The sequence below is a fragment of the Micromonospora zamorensis genome (assembly GCF_900090275.1).
GTDB classification, from domain to species: Bacteria; Actinomycetota; Actinomycetes; order Mycobacteriales; family Micromonosporaceae; genus Micromonospora; species Micromonospora zamorensis.
In genome coordinates this window covers 5,578,654-5,596,487 of sequence record NZ_LT607755.1, presented here as the reverse complement: position 1 = coordinate 5,596,487, position 17,834 = coordinate 5,578,654, and the positions used below count along the sequence as shown (strand labels likewise).

General features: G+C 72.3%; 17 protein-coding genes. 10 read left to right on the top strand and 7 right to left on the bottom strand.

The features are described from left to right. Positions 1-16: 16 nt before the first annotated feature. The 5 genes from GA0070619_RS24930 to GA0070619_RS24910 all read left to right on the top strand — a co-directional run bounded on the left by GA0070619_RS24930 (position 17) and on the right by GA0070619_RS24910 (position 5,080). Complete coding sequence (locus tag GA0070619_RS24930) at positions 17-991, top strand: alpha/beta fold hydrolase (RefSeq protein WP_088950285.1); 975 nt, start codon at positions 17-19, stop codon at positions 989-991. Positions 992-996: 5 nt separating this feature from the next. After that, complete coding sequence (locus GA0070619_RS24925; RefSeq protein WP_088950284.1) at positions 997-1,851, top strand: DUF3152 domain-containing protein; 855 nt, start codon at positions 997-999, stop codon at positions 1,849-1,851. 102 nt (positions 1,852-1,953) lie between these two features. Then, the gene (locus tag GA0070619_RS24920; RefSeq protein ID WP_088950283.1) at positions 1,954-2,775 is read left to right on the top strand and encodes a DUF3152 domain-containing protein; all 822 of its coding nucleotides are present in this window, start codon (positions 1,954-1,956) and stop codon (positions 2,773-2,775) included. A 123-nt stretch (positions 2,776-2,898) separates the two neighbouring features. Continuing rightward, entirely contained in the window at positions 2,899-4,080 is a 1,182-nt protein-coding gene (gene moeZ, locus GA0070619_RS24915) for an adenylyltransferase/sulfurtransferase MoeZ (RefSeq protein WP_088950282.1), read from the top strand. Between the two features lie 58 nt (positions 4,081-4,138). Next, positions 4,139-5,080, top strand: a complete 942-nt coding sequence (locus tag GA0070619_RS24910; protein WP_088952030.1) for a prenyltransferase/squalene oxidase repeat-containing protein — start codon at positions 4,139-4,141, stop codon at positions 5,078-5,080. A gap of 56 nt (positions 5,081-5,136) precedes the next feature. Here the strand turns inward: GA0070619_RS24910 and GA0070619_RS24905 are convergent, their stop codons facing one another. Beyond that, the gene (locus GA0070619_RS24905) at positions 5,137-6,378 is read right to left on the bottom strand and encodes a glutamate-5-semialdehyde dehydrogenase (protein WP_088950281.1); all 1,242 of its coding nucleotides are present in this window, start codon (positions 6,376-6,378) and stop codon (positions 5,137-5,139) included. A 90-nt stretch (positions 6,379-6,468) separates the two neighbouring features. Beyond that, complete coding sequence (gene proB, locus GA0070619_RS24900) at positions 6,469-7,626, bottom strand: glutamate 5-kinase (protein ID WP_088950280.1); 1,158 nt, start codon at positions 7,624-7,626, stop codon at positions 6,469-6,471. 13 nt (positions 7,627-7,639) lie between these two features. On the opposite strand from proB, the gene GA0070619_RS24895 reads away from it, so the two are divergent. Genes GA0070619_RS24895 through GA0070619_RS24885 form a run of 3 tightly spaced genes read left to right on the top strand, consistent with a single transcriptional unit; the run spans position 7,640 to position 10,899 of the window. Continuing rightward, a complete protein-coding gene (locus GA0070619_RS24895; RefSeq protein WP_088950279.1) occupies positions 7,640-7,954 on the top strand; it encodes an MGMT family protein in 315 nt (104 codons plus the stop codon). A gap of 32 nt (positions 7,955-7,986) precedes the next feature. Beyond that, entirely contained in the window at positions 7,987-9,399 is a 1,413-nt protein-coding gene (locus GA0070619_RS24890) for an MFS transporter (protein ID WP_088950278.1), read from the top strand. 21 nt (positions 9,400-9,420) lie between these two features. Then, positions 9,421-10,899, top strand: coding sequence for a pyridoxal phosphate-dependent decarboxylase family protein (locus GA0070619_RS24885; protein ID WP_088950277.1), 1,479 nt, complete (start codon positions 9,421-9,423; stop codon positions 10,897-10,899). Positions 10,900-10,990: 91 nt separating this feature from the next. Here the strand turns inward: GA0070619_RS24885 and GA0070619_RS24880 are convergent, their stop codons facing one another. The 5 genes from GA0070619_RS24880 to GA0070619_RS24860 all read right to left on the bottom strand — a co-directional run bounded on the left by GA0070619_RS24880 (position 10,991) and on the right by GA0070619_RS24860 (position 15,761). Then, positions 10,991-12,175 carry a hypothetical protein gene (locus GA0070619_RS24880; protein ID WP_088950276.1) on the bottom strand — a complete coding sequence of 395 codons (1,185 nt, stop codon included), beginning with the start codon at positions 12,173-12,175 and terminating at the stop codon, positions 10,991-10,993. Next, positions 12,168-12,728 (bottom strand): RNA polymerase sigma factor, encoded by a 561-nt coding sequence (locus tag GA0070619_RS24875; RefSeq protein ID WP_088950275.1) that lies wholly within the window; start codon positions 12,726-12,728, stop codon positions 12,168-12,170. The genes GA0070619_RS24880 and GA0070619_RS24875 overlap by 8 nt, the downstream gene beginning before the upstream one ends. Before the next feature lie 191 nt (positions 12,729-12,919). Further along, the gene (locus tag GA0070619_RS24870; protein ID WP_157744080.1) at positions 12,920-13,864 is read right to left on the bottom strand and encodes a hypothetical protein; all 945 of its coding nucleotides are present in this window, start codon (positions 13,862-13,864) and stop codon (positions 12,920-12,922) included. Positions 13,865-14,002: 138 nt separating this feature from the next. Continuing rightward, the gene (locus GA0070619_RS24865; RefSeq protein WP_088950273.1) at positions 14,003-15,199 is read right to left on the bottom strand and encodes a hypothetical protein; all 1,197 of its coding nucleotides are present in this window, start codon (positions 15,197-15,199) and stop codon (positions 14,003-14,005) included. Next, positions 15,192-15,761 carry a SigE family RNA polymerase sigma factor gene (locus GA0070619_RS24860; protein WP_088950272.1) on the bottom strand — a complete coding sequence of 190 codons (570 nt, stop codon included), beginning with the start codon at positions 15,759-15,761 and terminating at the stop codon, positions 15,192-15,194. Before GA0070619_RS24860 ends, GA0070619_RS24865 begins: the two co-directional genes overlap by 8 nt. A gap of 135 nt (positions 15,762-15,896) precedes the next feature. Here GA0070619_RS24860 and GA0070619_RS24855 point away from each other — a divergent pair, with 135 nt between their 5' ends. Both GA0070619_RS24855 and GA0070619_RS24850 read left to right on the top strand, forming a co-directional pair. Beyond that, positions 15,897-16,478 carry an NADH-quinone oxidoreductase subunit B gene (locus GA0070619_RS24855; protein WP_088950271.1) on the top strand — a complete coding sequence of 194 codons (582 nt, stop codon included), beginning with the start codon at positions 15,897-15,899 and terminating at the stop codon, positions 16,476-16,478. Positions 16,479-16,514: 36 nt separating this feature from the next. Beyond that, positions 16,515-17,831, top strand: coding sequence for a DUF2252 domain-containing protein (locus GA0070619_RS24850; RefSeq protein ID WP_088950270.1), 1,317 nt, complete (start codon positions 16,515-16,517; stop codon positions 17,829-17,831). Positions 17,832-17,834: the final 3 nt, after the last annotated feature.

Genomic DNA, 17,834 nt, shown 5'->3' with positions numbered 1-17,834 from the left:
GAGGCAGACTGGAACGATGAGACGCGCCACCCTCTGGCCGGACCACCTGCTTCCCGACCACCATGTCCCGCCACCGTGGCCGGGCAGGGAGGTCCGCCTCGACGGCCGGGTCACCTACGTACGGGACACCCCGGCCACCGCCGCCGGCGCGGAGCCGGCACTGTACGTGCACGGGCTGGGCGGGTCGTCGCAGAACTGGACCGACCTGGCCGGGTTGCTCGCCGACCGGCTCGATGGTCAGGCCATCGACCTGCCCGGCTTCGGCCGTAGCGAGCCGGGCCCCCGCTACACGATTCCGGCGTTCGCTGATCTGGTGGTCCGCTGGATCGAGCACTCGGGTCGGGGCCCGGTTCACCTGTTCGGCAACTCGCTGGGCGGCACGGTCGCGGTCCAGGTGGCCGGGCTCCGGCCCGACCTGGTCCGTACGCTCACCCTGATCTCCCCGGCGCTGCCGTTCCTCGACTTCCGTCGCTCGTTGCAGGGGCGGATGCTGCCGGTGCTCGCCATCCCGCGCGGCGAACGGCTGGTCGCCCGGCACCTCACCCAGCTCGCTCCCGAGGTGATGGCCCAGCAGGTGCTGGAGGCGTGCGTCGCCGATCTGAGCCGCATCTGCGACCAGCGCCGGGCCGAGGCGCTGGAGGAGATCCGGGTCCGGTACGAGGCGGAGCACTACGCCGCCGCGTACGTCCGGACGTTCCGCGGTCTGGTCTCCAGCTTTCTGCGGGCGTACCTGCCCGGGCCGGGCTCGCTGTGGCGCCTCGCCGAGGCGGTGCGCGCACCGACCCTGGTGGTGGGCGGCCGAGCGGATCGCCTGGTCGACGTGCGGGTCGCGCCGCAGACCGCCCGGGTCATCCCGGACAGTCGGCTGATGATGCTCGACGGTGTCGGTCATGTGGCGCAGTTGGAGGTGCCCCGGCTGGTTGCCCGGGCGGTGGTCGGCCTGCTCGCCGAAACGGGGGACACCGTTAGGCGGCCTGATCTGGCAGGCTGACGTGGATGCCCAGCTCAGCCCCCCTCCCCGGTCGCCGTCAGCGACGCTTCGCGCTGTTCGCCCAACTGGTGGCGGTGGTGTTGGCGGTCGGCGCGGTGGTGACAGTGGTCGCCGAGGGGCCGGGTGGGCACCCCGCTGCCGACCGGTTGGCCGCCGACGAGATCGCCTCGCTGCCGCCGCTGGTGGCCGCGCCACTGCCGCCGTCGGTCAGCCCGTCGCCCTCCGAGGCGGTTCCGTCGAGCCCGTCTCCGGTGCTGCGGGCGCCCGGTGCGGTCCCGAGTGCCGGCACGGGGAGTTTCGGCTATGACGCCCGTTCCGGCCCGGTGCTGGGTCGTGCGGGTGAGCTGCGGCGTTACCGGGTCGCTGTGGAGTCGGGCAGCAACGAGGACGCCGCCGAGTTCGCGCTGGCGGTGCAGACGGCGCTCGCCGGGCCGGGCAGTTGGGTCGACAGCGGCAGGTTGCGGCTTCAGCAGGTGCCCGGGGCCGCGCCTCGTGACTTCACCGTCTATCTGGCCACCGCCCGTACGGCGGGTCGGATGTGCGCCGACGGTGGGGTGGACATCCGGGTCGGGGGTCGGCCGTACACGTCCTGCCGCGCGCCCGGCCAGGTGATCATCAATCTGGATCGGTGGCGGCTGTCCGTGCCGCACTTCGTCTCGGCCGGAGTGCCGCTGGCGGTCTACCGGACGTACGTGGTGAACCACGAGGTGGGGCACCAGCTCGGGCATCGGCACGAGCGCTGCCCGGGGGCGGGCAGGCCGGCGCCGGTGATGATGCAGCAGACGCTGTTCCTCAACGGGTGCCGGGTCAACCAGTGGCCGTACCTCGACGGGCGTCGTTACGCCGGTCCTGCCCTCTGAGCGACGGGCCGACACGCCGACCTTCCAGCCCTCCATGAGGCGTCTTGCGGCAATAGTGGCAAATCCGGAGAAATGCCCGAATAATCTGGCAGGCTCGACGTCATGACGCCGTCGTCCCGTTACGGCCCACCCCAGCCGCCCGACCCGTCGGGCCGTTCGGCGTACGTGCGTCCCACGCTCGTCCGGATGCACCGGCGCCGCCGCCGCAGCCTGCTGCTCGGCCTTCTCGTCCTCGCCACCGCGATCGGCGTTACGGTCTACCGCACCGGCGAGCCGCCAGCTGAGACTCCCGCCACGACCCAGGGCGGCATGGGTCACGGGGGCGGTGTTCCCGCGCACCCGGTGCCCACCAGCTATCCGTCGGTCGGAGCGGGACGATTTACCGCAGTCGACGGCGAGACACCCGAGCACGGTGCGGACGGTCCGCTGCGCCGTTACCGGGTCGCTGTCGAACGTGGCACCGGCCAGGACGCCGACGCGTTCGCCGCCACTGTCGACGAGGTGCTGGGTGACCCGCGCAGTTGGATCGCCTCCGGCGACCTGCGGGTGCAACGGGTGGCCGACGCGGGGGCCGCCGACTTCACCATCTACCTGGCCACCCCGGTCACGTCCGAGCGGATGTGCGCCGAGGGCGGGCTGACCACCGAGCGCTACACCTCCTGCCGCCTGCCCGGCCAGGTCATCATCAACCTGGCCCGCTGGATGGAGGCGGTCCCCGACTACGGCGCCTCGCTGGACACCTACCGCACCTATGTGATCAACCACGAGGTGGGCCACGAGTTCGGCGAGGAGCACGAGGCCTGCCCCGGGCCGGGGGAGCCCGCGCCGGTGATGCAGCAGCAGACGTACGGCCTGAACGGCTGCGTCGCCAACGCCTGGCCCTACCTCGACGGCCGTCGCTACGCGGGTGACATCGTCCCCTGATCGACCGGGTCGTCGGTTATTCCCGCTCCCGCATCGCGGGCCACGTGTCGTCCCTCATGGCCGAGCAGGGCTCCGGCGAGCAACAATGGCGCGGTTCACACCGCCGATCCCGGGGAGTCCACCGTGTCGTTGCCCCCGCTCGTCGAGCCCGCCGCCGAGCTGACCGTTGACGAGATCCGCCGCTACTCGCGCCACCTGATCATCCCGGATGTCGGGGTGACCGGGCAGAAGCGGCTGAAGAACGCCCGGGTGCTCTGTGTCGGCGCCGGTGGCCTCGGGTCACCCGCCCTGATGTACCTCGCCGCGGCCGGGGTCGGCACCCTCGGCATCATCGACTTCGACACCGTCGACGAGTCCAACCTCCAGCGTCAGATCATCCACGGCGTGTCCGACATCGGCCGGTCCAAGGCCGAGTCCGCCGCCGCGTCGATCCGTGAGATCAACCCGCTGGTCAACGTGGAGATCCACAACACCGCGCTGGACCGGGAGAACGTCCGCGAGATCTTCGCGCAGTACGACCTGATCGTCGACGGCACCGACAACTTCGCCACCCGCTACATGGTCAACGACGCGGCGGTGCTGCTCGGCAAGCCGTACGTCTGGGGCTCGATCTACCGCTTCGACGGCCAGGCCTCGGTGTTCTGGGCCGAGCACGGCCCCTGCTACCGCTGCCTCTACCCGGAGCCGCCGCCGCCCGGCATGGTCCCCTCCTGCGCCGAGGGTGGCGTGCTCGGTGTGCTCTGCGCGTCGATCGGCTCGATCCAGGTGAACGAGGCGATCAAGCTGCTCACCGGCATCGGTGAGCCGCTGGTCGGCCGCCTGATGGTCTACGACGCCCTGGAGATGGAATACCGCAAGATCAAGGTCCGTAAGGACCCGAACTGCGCGCTCTGCGGCGAGAACCCGACGGTCACCGACCTGCTGGAAGACTACGAGGACTTCTGCGGCGCGGTCTCCGAGGAGGCCCAGGAAGCGACGCTCGACGCGACGATCACGGCACTCGAACTCAAGGAGTGGCAGGACGCCGGCAAGGATATCTTCCTGGTCGACGTCCGGGAGCCGGCCGAGTACGAGATCGTCCGCATCCCCGGTTCCACGCTGATCCCCAAGGGCGACATCATCTCCGGCGAGGCCCTCGCGAAGCTGCCGCAGGACCGGCAGATCGTGCTGCACTGCAAGTCCGGCGTCCGGTCCGCGGAGGCGCTCGCCGCGCTCAAGGCGGCGGGTTTCCGGGACGCCGTGCACGTGCAGGGCGGCGTGCTCTCCTGGATCAAGCAGATCGACCCGGCGCTGCCCGCGTACTGATCGATGTGCCGGGGTGGCCCACACCGCCGCCCCGGCAATCGACGCACGTGACGCCGCTCTGCCCTGGCACCCGGAGCGACGCAGCCACTCCGGGCCAACCGATTCTCCGAGGCGGAATCGCGTCTGCGCAGGTAGCGTTCCTGCCGTGGTCGACTTGGAAGCGGCGATCGGGTTCGTCGTGGCGCATGGGGACGCGGTGGAACGAGCCCGCCTCTCCTGGCTTCGCAACGGCACCGCCGTGCCCCCCGAGCTGCTGGAGACGGCCGAGATCGGCCAGTCACCCGACGGTGGTTGGCCGGCCACCTGGGGCGGTGCGATGGCCTCGATCGACGCCACCTGTTTCCGGCTCGCCGAGTTGGACGACCTGGGTGCGCTCGGCCGCCCCGCCGCTCGCCGGGCGCTCGACTGGCTGGCGTCGCGACAGCAGGCCGACGGCAGTTGGGACGAGGACGCGTCGCTGGCCGACTCGGCCCCGGAGTGGGCCCGGCCCGGCGATCCGGAGGCCGGGTTCCTCCAGTCGGCCAACGCCGGTTTCTGGCTCACCGTCGCCGGCCTGGACGCCCGCGCGTCGGGCCCGCTCGACCATCGGGTCGGTGGGGCGTACGCCGGGGTGGTGCAGGCGGCGGCCCACTCGCTCGCCGCGCGGCTGCGCCCGGACGGTAGCTGGCCCTCGTACCTCGCCGCCGGCTGGCTGAGCGCGGCCGTGCTGCACCGGCAGGAGATGTTCCAGGAGTCGGCGCGGATCCAGGTGGTGCTCGCCGAACGGATGCCGAAGATGTCCCCGGGGGACGTGGCGTGGTTGGCATCCACGCTGCGCCGGGCCGGCATCGACCCGCAGGACTGGATCATGGTGCGGGCGTTGCGCCGGTTGACCGAGACGCAGCGCAGCGACGGCGGCTGGGAGAGCGACGACGGCCACCAGTTCGACGTGCACGCCACGTTGTCCGCGATCCGGGCCGCCCGGCCCGCGACGGCCGGAGCCGCCTCGCAGCCGGGCTGAGGCCGGCCTACAGCCTGCCCAGATCCTCGGTCGGGCCGAGGACCTGGACACAGGCCTCAGCGCAGGTGCCCGTCCCCGGTGACGACGTACTTGGTGCTGGTCAGCTCGGGCAGACCCATCGGGCCGCGGGCGTGCAGCTTCTGGGTGGAGATGCCGATCTCCGCGCCGAACCCGAACTCGCCCCCGTCGGTGAACCGGGTGGAGGCGTTCACCATCACCGCCGCCGCGTCCACCCGGGCGACGAAGTCGCGGGCCGCGCTCGCCGAGTCGGTGAGGATCGCCTCGGTGTGCCCGGTGCCGAAGCGGCGGATATGTGCGACCGCCGCGTCCAGCGAGTCGACCACGGCGACCGAGATGTCGGCCGACAGGTATTCGGTGGCGAAGTCCTCCTCGGTGGCCGGGACCACGGCGGCGGAGTAGGCGGCCACCTCTGGGGAGCCGTGCACTGTCACCCCGGCCTCGGCGAGAGCGGCCAGCATCGGCGGCAGGAACGCGTCGGCGACGCCCGCGTGCACCAGCAGTGACTCGGCGGTGTTGCAGGTGGAGAGGCGCTGCGTCTTGGCGTTCAGCGTCACCGCGACGGCCTTGGCCACATCGGCGGCGGCGTCGACGTAGACGTGACAGTTGCCCACCCCGGTCTCGATCACCGGAACGGTCGACTCCTCGACCACCGTGCGGATCAGCGACGCGCCCCCGCGCGGAATCAGCACGTCGACGAGCCCACGGGCTCGCATCAGCTCCTTGACCGAGTCGCGGGAGCTGGCGTCGAGCAGCTGCACCGCGTCGGCCGGCAGCCCGGCGTCGGCGACCGCGTCCCGCAGCACCGCAACCAGCGCGGCGTTGGAGTGCGCCGCCGAGGACGACCCGCGCAGCAGCGCCGCGTTGCCGGACTTGAGGCAGATCCCGGCGGCGTCCACTGTCACGTTGGGTCGCGCCTCGTAGATGATGCCGACCACGCCGAACGGCACCCGGATCTGGCGCAGCTCCAGCCCGTTGGGAAGGGTCGAGCCGCGGACGACCTCGCCGACCGGATCGGGCAGCGCGGCCATCTGGCGCAGCGCGTCGGCGATGCCGGCCACCCGGCCGGCGTCGAGGGCGAGCCGGTCCAGCACGGCCGCGCTCAGCCCGGCCTCCCGGCCGGCTGCCAGGTCCGTCTCGTTGGCGGTCAGGATCTCCGGGGTACGCGCCACCAGCGCGTCGGCCATCGCCACCAGCGCGGCGTCCTTGGCCGTACGCGTGGCCACGGCCAACGTCTCTGCCGCCACCCGGGCGCGTCGGGCCTGCTCGCTGACGCTCATGCCGGCACTCCGCTGCGCTCCGTGCCGCCCTGAGGCACCACCGCCCTGAGCCGATGATTCGTTCGCTGACGCTCACTCACTGTTGACTCCTTAGAGCAGCACCAGGTCATCGCGGTGGACGACCTCTCGTTCGTACGCCGGGCCGAGCGCCGCGGCGAGTTCGGAGGTGGAGCGGCCGAGCAGCCCGGGCAGCTCCACCGCGTCGTAGTTGACCAGCCCTCGGGCGACCGGCGCGCCGGCGGTGTCCACCAGATCCACCGGGTCACCAGCGGTGAACGTGCCGTCCACGGCGGTGATGCCGGCGGGCAGCAGCGACTTGCGCCGCCCGACGACGGCGGCCACCGCACCCGGGTCGAGGTGCAGCCGCCCTCGGGGCGAGGTGGCGTGGGCCAGCCAGAACAGCCGGGCCGTCGGGCGCTGCCGCTGCGGGTGGAACAGGGTGCCGACCGGCTCGCCGGCCAACGCCGCACCGGCCAGGTCGGCGGCGGTGAGCACCACCGGGATGCCGAAACCGGTGGCGATCCGGGCGGCCTCGACCTTGGTCACCATGCCGCCGGTGCCGACACCGGACCGGCCGGCCCCGCCGATGGTGATTCCGGCGAGATCCGCGTCGCCGTGGACCTCGGTGATCCGGGTCGACTGCGGCTTGGCGGGGTCGCCGGTCCAGAGCGCGTCCACGTCGGAGAGGAGCACCAGCAGGTCGGCGTGCACCAGGGCGGCGACCAGCGCGGCCAGCCGGTCGTTGTCGCCGAACCGGATCTCCTGGGTGGCCACCGTGTCGTTCTCGTTGACGATCGGCACCGCCCGCAGGTCGAGCAGCTTGCGCAGCGTTCGGTACGCATTGCGGTAGTGCGCGCGCCGGGTCACGTCGTCGACGGTGAGCAGCACCTGCCCGACAGTGCGGCCGTGCCGGGCGAAGCTGGCCGCGTACCGGCCGATCAGCAGGCCCTGCCCGACGCTGGCGGCGGCCTGCTGGGTAGCCAGGTCGCGCGGGCGTCGGATCAGGCCGAGTGGGGCGAGGCCGGCGGCGATCGCGCCGGAGGACACCAGCACCACCTCGCGGCCTTCGGCGGTGAGCCGACCGAGGGTGTCGACCAGCGTGTCGACGCGCTCGTCGGCCAGGCCGCCGGTGGCGGTGGTCAACGAGGATGATCCGATCTTGACGACGACCCGCCGGGCCGTCGTGACTGCGTCGCGCACCCGCCCATTCTGCGTGGTCACGGCCGCATCGCCCGGCGGCGTTCCCATATGGTGGCCGATTGTGACACCTGACGAGTACGTCGAGGCGGTGCTCGACCTGGTCGAGCGGATCCCGGAAGGCCGGGTGATGTCGTACGGCGGGGTCGCCGACGCCCTGGCCGAGCGCTCGGGCCGTGCCTCGGCTCGGCTGGTGGGCAACATCATGGCCCGCCACGGCGGTTCGGTGCCCTGGCACCGGGTGGTGACCTCCGCCGGCCGGCTGCCGCCGGGCCACGAGAGGGAGGCGCGGGCCCGGCTGCGCGCCGAGGGGGTGCCGTTGCGCGGCGAGGGCGTGGACATCAGGGCGGCCCGTTGGTCGCCTGATGAGGGGATGTGACCGCCGTCCAAACGTGAGTAGCATTCGGCCCCATGAAAACGCAGCCGGGCGCCGGCTCGTCAGCCAACGGCCGGCTGCCCCGTGGCGTGCACGCCGGGTACGCGCTCGGCTCGCTGGCCACCGGCGCGTTCGGCACCGTGCCCGGACTGCTGCTGCTGCCGTACCTGACCGACACGCTGGGCGTGGCCGCCGGCCTGGCCGCCCTGCTGGTGCTGCTGCCCAAGGCGTGGGACGTGCTGGTCAACCCGGTCGCCGGGCGGATCTCCGACCGCACCCGGTCACGCTGGGGCGCTCGCCGGCCGTACCTGCTCGTCGCCGGTCTCGGGCTCGCCGTGCTGTTCGCGGCCATCTTCGCCGCGCCCTTCGGCAACGGTCCGGCCGCCGTGGCGTACGTGGCGCTCGCCTTCCTGGCCACCGCCACCGCGTTCGCGTTCTTCCAGGTGCCGTACGTGGCCATGCCGGCCGAGATGACCGACGACTACGCCGAGCGCACCCGGCTGATGACCTGGCGGATCGCCGTGCTGGCGCTGGCCATCCTGGTCTCCGGCGCGGTTGCCCCGCTGGTGGTGACGGCCGGCGGCGACGGCGTGCCCGGGCACCGCTGGATGGGGCTGTTCGTGGCGGCGCTCATCGTCCTCGGCGCCCTCGGCGCGTTTCTCGGCACCCGGTCCGCGCCGAGGGGTGTGGTGGGCGGCAGCGAGCCGACACTGCGCGCCCAACTCGCCGTGGCCGGCGCCAACCGGCCGTTCCGGGCGCTGCTGATCTGCTTCGTGGTGCAGTCCGCGGGCGTGGCGACCATCCTCGCCGGGGTCAATTACTTCGCCGGGCAGGTCCTGCGCGACGAGCAGAGCGGCCCGACCCTGCTCTTCGTCTGCTTCGTCGGGCCGGCACTGCTGGTGATGCCGCTCTGGTCCCGGGTCGGCGCCCGGTTGGGCAAGCGGGTCGCACTTGTCGTCGCCGCGCTGATCCTCACTGCCGGGGCGCTCGCCCTGGTCGCCGCCCCGGTGCTGCCACCGGTCGCCGTCTACCTGGTGGTCGCGGTGCTCGGCGTCGGGTACGCCGGGCAGCAGGTGTTCGCGCTGGCCATGCTGCCGGACTGCATCGCGTACGACACGGCGCGCACCGGACGGCGGCAGGCTGGCGTCTTCACCGGCCTCTGGACCGCCGGGGAGACCTTCGGTCTGGCCCTCGGCCCGGGCATCTACGGCCTGGTGCTCCAGCTCTCCGGGTACGTCTCCTCCGACACGGGCACGGCCGCCACCCAGTCCGACACGGCACGGCTGGGCGTCCTCCTCGGGTTCACGGTCCTCCCGGCCCTGCTGATCGGCCCTCCGATCCTCCTCCTCCGCCGCTACACCCTGACCCCCGCCGTGCTGGCAGCCGCCACTAGCAACGGACGCGTCGATCATGGAAATGTGGTGGGGGATGAAAGCGGCAAAACCTAAAAAGAAAGGCACCACGACTCCATGATCGACGAGAGCAGGGTTGCGGGCGGGGCACTGTCGCCCGACGGGGTGGCCGCGGATGTCGCGCTGGCGGAGGTTCGCCAACTGCGTGCCGCCGACCGGCCCACGCACGGCGGGCGTCTGTTCGCGTACGTCTATGACCCGGCGGTGCCTGGGCTGGACGACCTCGCTGCCGCCGCGCACCGGGAGAGCGCCCACGTCAACGGGCTCGACCCGACCGCTTTCCCGTCCCTGCTGGCCATGGAGAACGCGCTTGTCGGCGCTGCCGGCCGGGTGCTCGGCGGCGGGCCGGGCACGACCGCGCCGGACGTCGTCGGCAGCGTCACCAGCGGCGGCACCGAGTCGCTGATCCTCGCGGTCAAGGCGGCCCGGGACGCCCACCCGGAGATCGCCGAACCCCGGATCGTGGTGCCGTCGAGCGCGCACGCCGCGTTCGCCAAGGCGGCGCACTACCTGCGGGTGGCGCTGGACGTGGTGCCGGTCTCGGTGGACACGTTGCGCCCCGACCCGGCCGCGATGGCCGCCGCGATCCGCCCGGAGACGGTGCTGGTGGCCTGCTCCGCGCCGTCGTACGCGCACGGGGTGGTGGATCCCGTCGCGGAGATCGCAGGCGCGGCCGCCGAGGCCGGGGTGCGCTGCCACGTGGACGCCTGCTTCGGCGGCTGGACCCTGCCGTACCTGCGTCGCCTCGGTGAGCCGGTGCCGGCGTTCGACTTCGCGGTGCCCGGCGTCACCTCCATGTCGGTGGACCTGCACAAGTACGCGTACGCGCCGAAGGGCGTGTCGGTGCTGCTGCACCGCGACGCCGCGCTCCGTGCGCCGCAGTACTTCGCGTACGCCGACTGGCCCGGCTACACGATGATCAACCCGGTGATCGCGTCCACCCGTTCGGGAGGGCCGATCGCGGCCGCGTACGCCACCCTGCGACACCTCGGCGACGCCGGCTACCTGCGGCTGGCCGGCGTCACCCGGGACGCGGTCGCCGGCCTGGCCGACGCGGTCCGCGCCGTTGACGGGCTGCGGCTGATGGCCGAGCCGGAGTCCACGGTGGTCTGCTTCACCGCGACTGACGACGGCCCCGACCTGTTCGTCCTGGTCGACGAGCTGACCGCACGCGGCTGGCACACCCAACCCCAGCTGTCGTACGCCGGCCTGCCGGCAAGCGTGCACCTCACGGTGACCGCCTCGGTCGCGCCCCGGGTGGCCGAGTTCGGCCCGGACCTGGCCGACGCGGTGACGGCGGCTCGGGCGACCGGCCCGGTCGCCCTCCCGCCCGAACTGCGGGCGCTGGCGACGTCGCTGACCCCGGACGCGCTCACCCCGGAACTGGTTGCCGGCCTGGCCGCCGGGCTGGGCCTCGGCACCGGGGCCCTGGATCGGATGGCGGCCGTGAACACCCTGCTCGACGCGGCCCCGGCGCGGTTGCGGGAACGACTGCTTGTGGAGTTCGTGGGCTTGCTTCAACGTCCCGCCTGGTGACGCGGCGACGACCGTGTGCCCGTCGTCCGGAGCAGCCACGGACGGTGGTACGGCACGCCGGGAATTCGGGCGTGCTGTACCACTGGATGGTTCATCGGTAGCGGTAGCGGTCCTCGTTGTCCTCCTGCGCCGACTCGAACAGCGGGTTGTCAGCGGCACCGATCGGCCTGACCCGGGCGATGCCGCTGCCGCTCATCGTGCTCTTGTCCCGCAGCCCGAGCTGGAGGGTGCGCGTAGCACCGGGAGCGAGGGGTCCGATGCGGCAGGTGAGTGGCGACTTCGACGGGGGTCCGCCCGCGCAGACGGACCAGCCTCCGCCCTCGGCGACGGCACCGGGCTGCAAGCCCAGGTTCAACTCGACGAGGGCGGCGGGCGTCGTACCGACGTTGCGGACAACGACCTCCATCGTGCCGGTTCGGGTCCCGTCGGGCTCCTTCGGACCCCAGGAGAAGTCGGCGGCCGTCACCGAGAGGTTCACGAGGTGTGGATTCGGACCGAAGGTCGTCGGCCCGGAGGTCTGCGCGAAGGCGTCACCCGTCCAGCGATAGCTCCGCCACTGCCGCTGCGACCACCTGGCGTCCCAGCCGCCCCCGGGCGCGAGGTCGCCGACCTGCACCCTAACCGTGCCGCCGTCCACCACATCAAGTGCGAACAGCCACTGTGGCTTGTCGCGGGTGCTCGCCACCACGCGGCCGAGCGTGATCACCTCGTTGTCCTCGTTCCGGTCGAAGGCGACCACCTGCATCGGTCCGCCCGTGCCGAGCACGCACTGCACGAGCGCCACGGTTTCCACCGCACCATCCCCGTCCACGTCCCCGTGGTCGAGCACCATGAGCCAGTTCGTGCCCTCACGAGCGTCAGCGGTGAGCCGGATCTGTGACGTCGGGCAGCCCGGACCGGCCCGCCACGCCGGCAGGGTCACCGGAGTCTCCAACAGCTTGGCTCGACTGATGCGACCGTCGGGCACTGTCGAGGTCGGGCTGGCGCTGGTCACGGAGGGACTGGGGATGTCGCTCGGCGTCGGCGACGCCGACACGCTCGGCGTCGGCTCGACCGGGCCCGGCTGAGGGTCCGGGCCGTTCGTCGCCGCGTACCCGATGGCGGAACCGCTGAGCAGCGCGAGCGCCGCCGTGGTCGTCGCGGCCAGCCGGCGCCGGCCGCGCTGCCGTGCGGCCCGACGGACGGCGGCGGGCCCGGGCGCCTCGACCTCCGCCAGCACGGTACGGCGGTAGCGGGCGAATTCCTCGGCGATGCCGAGGGGCTCCTGCTCAGACATCCCGCACCTCCTCGTTGGGGTCGTGCAGGTGGGTCGCGAGTGCCGCCCGGCCCCGGTGCAGCCAGGACTTGACGGTCCCTTCCGCGACCCGCTCCTGGTCGGCGATCTCGGCGACCGTCAGGTCGGCGAGGTAGTGCAGGATGACGGCCCGCCGCTGCTTCGGCGGCAACTTCGCCAGTGCGGCGTCGACCGCGACCCGGTCGGGGCTCGGCCCCGCGACGTGTGTCTCCCGCTGCCGCAGCAGCCACGACTGGGCGGTCCGCAGTCGCCGCCACCGGTTGTGGCCGAGGTTCCAGGCGACCCGACGAACCCAGGCCAGCGGATCCTCGTACCCGGCGAGCCGGTCCCAGCGGGTGTAGGCCCGGCAGAACGCCTCCTGGACGAGGTCCTGCGCCTGCCCACGGTCGCCCGTGTATGCGGTCAGCTGCACCACCAGCCCGCGAAAGTGCGCGTGGTAGAAGTCGTCGAAGACCAGCTTCGTCGGTGGTAGGACGGCGGTGCCCGGCCAGTCCGGTGGACGCCCGCCCACACCTTCGTCTCTCGTCACAACCACCCGTCCTCCCCCGCGGTAGCCACGGGCGTACGTCCGCCCGCATCGATCACACAGCCGGACGCGCCAGCCGGTTGCGGGGTACCGGCGGAACTGTCTGTCGGGTCCCGGACAGCTGCTCGGGTGCGACCCCGGCGACGACGAGGGCCCGGGACCGCAGTGGTCCCGGGCCCTGGTCGGGCGGTGCCGCGTGATCAGGCGGCTGCCACGGTGAACGAGGCGGTGTTGTCGCTCGGGTCGGCGTCCGCCACCACGGGGCCGTCCCACTGGGTGTCGAGCTGGAAGGTGGCGGCACCGAGATCACCCGGGACGGTGCCGGGCTCCGCCCGGAGCAGCACATCGAAGCTCCGCTCCTCGCCGGCCATGAAGCGCCCGCCCGGGACGACGAAGTTGGTGAAGAAGCTCGGCATGTCCTGCGGGTCGGTGCCCCAGATCTGCACGCCGGCCGGCAACGTGGTCGCTTCGCCGAAGAGGAGATCGTGTGCGGCGTCACCGGCCCACCGGACGGTCACCGGCAGTCGGCCCTGGTAACTGCCGTCCTCCTGCCGCACCAGCGTGGCCGCGGCGGCCGTGCTGATCGACGCTCGTGCCTGGCTGTCCTGCACGTACGGCACGGGGTTGCGCAGAGAGCCCGAGGTGGAGCGGAAGCGCGCGGCGAAGCTCTCCGCGTCCCCGATCGCCTCGCTGCCGTCGCCGACGTTCACCTCGACCCTGCCTCCCCTCGCGATCATCGCCACGCCGCGTGGCGTGGTGAGCGCCTGGAAGGCGACAGTGAACGACCGCCGCTCGCCCGGCTTGAGGTTGTCGCCGGGCACCGAGCAGTTGACGACCCGGCGGTTGTCCTGCAGGCCCTGGAACCCGCACGCGCTGTCCGGCGACAGGTTGCCGATGGAGCCGGCGACCGGCTCGACGATCGTGACGCTGAAGTAGGTGTCGGCTCGACCGCGGTTCGTCACCGTGATCGGCAGGTTGCCCTGGTAACCGCGCTCGGTCGGGTTGAGCACCAGCTGGCCCACCGAGACGTCAGCGTCGAGGCCGTGGCCGGCAGGTGCCGCCGCGGCGGGTGCGCTGAACGCCAGCAGCGCCGCTGCCGGGCCGAGCACAAGGGCGGCCAGCCGCCGTACGGTGCGTGTGGTCATGTCGAAGTCCTCCCGTGGATCCCCGTTGCTGGGCGGCGGCATCTCCGTCGCCCGATGGTGTGCACACGTCCTATGTGGATGGTTGGTTGCGGCTGCGCCTGTCGCCAATCTGACACCGCGGCCCGGGTCGTCGCGCGGCTAGCCGGCCGTCTTCAGCTCGACCTCGTTGTCCTTCCATTTCAGGTCGCTCCACCACCGCTCCTGGGAGTCGTAGTGGATGACCTGCAGGTTCGGCGGATTGTCGATGCTCGGCGGCGCGTAGCGGAACGTGAAGGTGTACGTCTTCCGATCCCCGGCCGGCAGGCCGTCCAGGACGCAGGCGTCCGGCCCATCGGAGCGAACCTCCCGGCACCGGGCCAGGTCCCCGCCGGCGGGCTCCCCAACTGTGTAGAAGTTGCTGAACCCGAGCAGGGGCACGTCCACGGGTCCCTTGTTCACCACCGTGACGGTCAACGTTGCGGCCCGCTTGCCCTTCGCGTCCGGTGCCCCGACGATCAGGTCACCGGCCGTCAGGGTGAGGTCGGTCAGCCGGGGGTCGACCCCGAACTTCGTCGGCCCGGCGGTCTGGTCGAACCGCTCGCCGGTCCAGGCGTACGTCCGCCACTGCCGCTGCGGCGCCCACTCCGGAATGCTGCAGCAGGGCTGGATGTCCGCCACGTGCACCCGGATCTCTCCGTCGGCCTGCACGGCGAAGTCCGTGACGTCGTCCATCCCCTCCCGGGTGCCGACCACTCGGCCCATCGTGACCACGCGGCCGGCCCCGTCCCGGTCGAAGGCGATCACCTGCTTGGCCGAGGCCTCGCCTTGGCGGCAGGCGACCAGGGCGACCGTCTCAGTGGCACCGTCGCCGTCGAGGTCGGCGTAGCGGGGTTCGCCCAGCAGCGTCGGCACCGAGTCCTGTTGCGACCCGGACCGGAGCCGGACTTCGTCGGTGAGGCAGGTCGTCGGGGCGCCCTGCGGCCAGCGCGGCAGGGCGAGTCGGGCGGCGAGCAGCTGCGACCGGGTGATCCGACCGTCCGGCGCGGCCGAGGTGGGGCTGGCCGTGCTCGGTGCGGGCGAGGTGGGCGGGGTGGGCGAGGCGCTCGTCCCCGACGGGGTCGGAGTCACGGTCTGAGCCGGTCCGGGCTCCGGCGGCCGGTGCAGGGCTGCGTTCGCGCCCACCGGGATCGCCACGGCGAGCACCACGGCCGCCGCGGTGACCATCGAGGTACGCCGGCGCCGACGGCGGATTGTCTCCCGCACCGCAGCCGTCCCGGCCGGGCGCACCGCCGGGGCGTACGCCTCGCGGAACGCGGCGAACTCGCCGCCGACCAGGATATCGTCGAGCTCAGTCATTGTCGTTCACCTCGTCTGTGGTGGCCAGGCTGACCGCCAGAGCCGCCCGGCCTCGGTGCAGCCAGGACTTGACAGTGCCTTCCGGCACTCCCTCCTGCGCCGCGATCTGCACGACGCTGAGATCGGCCAGGTAGTGCAGCACCACGGCGCGGCGCTGGTTGGTCGGCAACTGGGCCAGGGCGGCGGTGAGCGCGACCCGGTCCGGCCCCGGCCCCGGCATGTGCTCCTCGCGCTGCCGGTGCAGCCACGACTGGGCTGTCCGCAGCCGCCGCCAGCGGCTGGTGGCCAGGTTCCAGGCGACCCGACGCACCCAGGCCACCGGATCGTCGTAGCGGGACACCCGCGACCAGCGGGCGAACGCCCGGCAGAACGCCTCCTGCACCAGGTCCTGTGCCTGCGACAGGTCACCGCAGTAGGCGGCGAGTTGCAGCGTCAACGACCGGAAGTGCGCATGGTAGAGCCCGTCGAAGTCGATCACCTCGCGCTCCTGCGAGCGCGCCGACCGCTCCGCGGTCCCCTCGGGTGGCGGCTCGTCGAGCCGTGGCTCCCTCATCACCGTCATCTGGTCCTCCCCGTACGCGTGCCGCCAACGCGGTCACGTCGGTCACACGCCCCGACGCGGGTATCGGTTGCGCGGGTTGCCGCCGTGGTGCCTGTGATTGACTGTCGACTCGGAGACAGTTGAGGGAGGCCCGAGGTGCAGCTACCGGCAGTGCTCGGTGAGCCGATCCGGTTCGTGCTGAACTGGGGGCGCCGCTACTCGCTCTGGGTCTTCAACTTCGGGCTGGCCTGCTGCGCGATCGAGTTCATCGCCACCAGCATGGGTCGACACGACTTCATCAGGCTAGGCGTGATCCCGTTCGCGCACGGCCCCCGGCAGGCCGACCTCATGGTCGTCTCCGGCACCGTGACCGACAAGATGGCCCCGGCCATCAAGCGGCTCTACGATCAGATGCCCGAGCCGAAATATGTCATCTCGTTCGGCGCGTGCTCCAACTGCGGCGGCCCCTACTGGGACTCGTACTCGGTGACCAAGGGCGTCGACCAGCTCATCCCCGTCGACGTGTACGTGCCCGGCTGCCCGCCGCGCCCGGAGGCGCTGCTGCACGGCATCCTGCGCCTACAGGAGAAGATCGCCGCCGAGCAGTCCGGCATCGGGGGAGTGCCCCAGCGCGATGTGCTCGCCGCGCCGCTGGACGCCCCGCCCCGCGAGGCCGCCGCGCCACGCTCGGTCGACTCGCTCACGGCCGCGCCGGTGCGCCCACCCACCGCGAGCTGACGCCGGTGCTCGCCGGGCCCGGCTAGCCTGCGCACTATGAGCAATTCCGTGGACCAGCGGTCCGCCCACATCATCGACGTGCTCACCGAGGAGTTCGGCGCGTCGATGGCTGTCGACCCGGCCGCCTTCCGCCGCAAGTTTCGCAAGATGGCCGCGTCGCCGTTCGCCTTCTACCGGGGCAGCGCGGCGCTGTTCTACGCCGACCAGCTCGGCGACTTCGCCGACGACCGGTTCCTGGACGGACGGACCAGCCGGGTGTGGATCCACGGCGACCTGCACGCGGAGAACTTCGGCACCTACATGAACGCCTCCGGGCAGCTGGTGTTCAACGTCAACGACTTCGACGAGGCGTACGTCGGGCCGTTCACCTGGGATCTGCGGCGGCTCGCGGCCAGCGTGGCGCTGCTCGGCTACGGCAAGGCGCTCTCCGACACGGCGATCGGCGATCTGGTGGCCGGCTTCGCCCGGTCGTACCTGACCGAGCTGCGGGCGATCGCCGCCGGAGGGGACGACGCGATCGGCTCGATCACCCTGGAGAACGCCGACGGTGTGCTGCGCCGGGTGCTTCAGCAGGCCCGGCTCAACACCCGCGTCGACCTGCTGGCCGCGCAGACCACCATCGACAACTACGAGCGACGGTTCTCCATCGGCGACGGGGTCTTCGAGATCGACGACGCCACCCGGGACCGGGTGCGTGCCGCCTTCCAGGACTACCTGGGCACCCTGCCGAACGCTTCGACGCAGCTTCGGCCGGTGGCGGCGCGGATCAAGGACGTGGTGCTGCGCAAGGGGGTGGGCATCGGCTCGGCCGGGCTGCCGTCGTACAACCTGCTGCTGGAGGGGCACACCCAGGCCCTGGAGAACGACGTCGTGATCTACATGAAGCAGGCGCAGGTGCCGGCGGTGGCGCGGTACGTCACCGACGAGTCGGTCCGCGGCTACTTCCAGCACCAGGGTCACCGGACAGCCGAGTCGCAGCGCGCGTTGCAGGCACACGCCGACCCGTGGCTGGGCTTCACCGAGCTGGACGGGGCGGGGCAGCTCGTCGCCGAGGTCTCCCCGTACGCCGCGGACCTGGACTGGTCGGACGTGAACGAGCCGGAGGAGCTGACCGGGGTGCTCGTCGACCTCGGCCGGGCGGTGGCCCGGATGCACTCGGTCGCCGACGACGAGTCCAGTCACGACCTGGTGGACTATTCCACCGAGGAGGCGATCGTCGCGGCGGTGGACGCCGACGAGCCGGGCTTCGTGGCCCACCTGGTGGACTTCGCCCACGCGTACGGGGTGCGCGCCCGGCAGGACCACCAGCTCTTCGTCGACCTGTTCCGCAACGGCCGGCTGCCGGGCATCTGATCG

Bases quoted from the DNA above. Each gene is read 5' to 3' on its own strand.
- GA0070619_RS24930 (WP_088950285.1), top strand. From the start codon at position 17: ATGAGACGCGCCACCCTCTGGCCGGACCACCTGCTTCCCGACCACCAT.
- GA0070619_RS24925 (WP_088950284.1), top strand. From the start codon at position 997: ATGCCCAGCTCAGCCCCCCTCCCCGGTCGCCGTCAGCGACGCTTCGCG.
- GA0070619_RS24920 (WP_088950283.1), top strand. From the start codon at position 1,954: ATGACGCCGTCGTCCCGTTACGGCCCACCCCAGCCGCCCGACCCGTCG.
- GA0070619_RS24905 (WP_088950281.1), bottom strand. From the start codon at position 6,378: ATGAGCGTCAGCGAGCAGGCCCGACGCGCCCGGGTGGCGGCAGAGACG.
- proB (WP_088950280.1), bottom strand. From the start codon at position 7,626: ATGGGAACGCCGCCGGGCGATGCGGCCGTGACCACGCAGAATGGGCGG.
- GA0070619_RS24890 (WP_088950278.1), top strand. From the start codon at position 7,987: ATGAAAACGCAGCCGGGCGCCGGCTCGTCAGCCAACGGCCGGCTGCCC.
- GA0070619_RS24885 (WP_088950277.1), top strand. From the start codon at position 9,421: ATGATCGACGAGAGCAGGGTTGCGGGCGGGGCACTGTCGCCCGACGGG.
- GA0070619_RS24880 (WP_088950276.1), bottom strand. From the start codon at position 12,175: ATGTCTGAGCAGGAGCCCCTCGGCATCGCCGAGGAATTCGCCCGCTAC.
- GA0070619_RS24870 (WP_157744080.1), bottom strand. From the start codon at position 13,864: ATGACCACACGCACCGTACGGCGGCTGGCCGCCCTTGTGCTCGGCCCG.
- GA0070619_RS24865 (WP_088950273.1), bottom strand. From the start codon at position 15,199: ATGACTGAGCTCGACGATATCCTGGTCGGCGGCGAGTTCGCCGCGTTC.
- GA0070619_RS24860 (WP_088950272.1), bottom strand. From the start codon at position 15,761: ATGACGGTGATGAGGGAGCCACGGCTCGACGAGCCGCCACCCGAGGGG.
- GA0070619_RS24850 (WP_088950270.1), top strand. From the start codon at position 16,515: ATGAGCAATTCCGTGGACCAGCGGTCCGCCCACATCATCGACGTGCTC.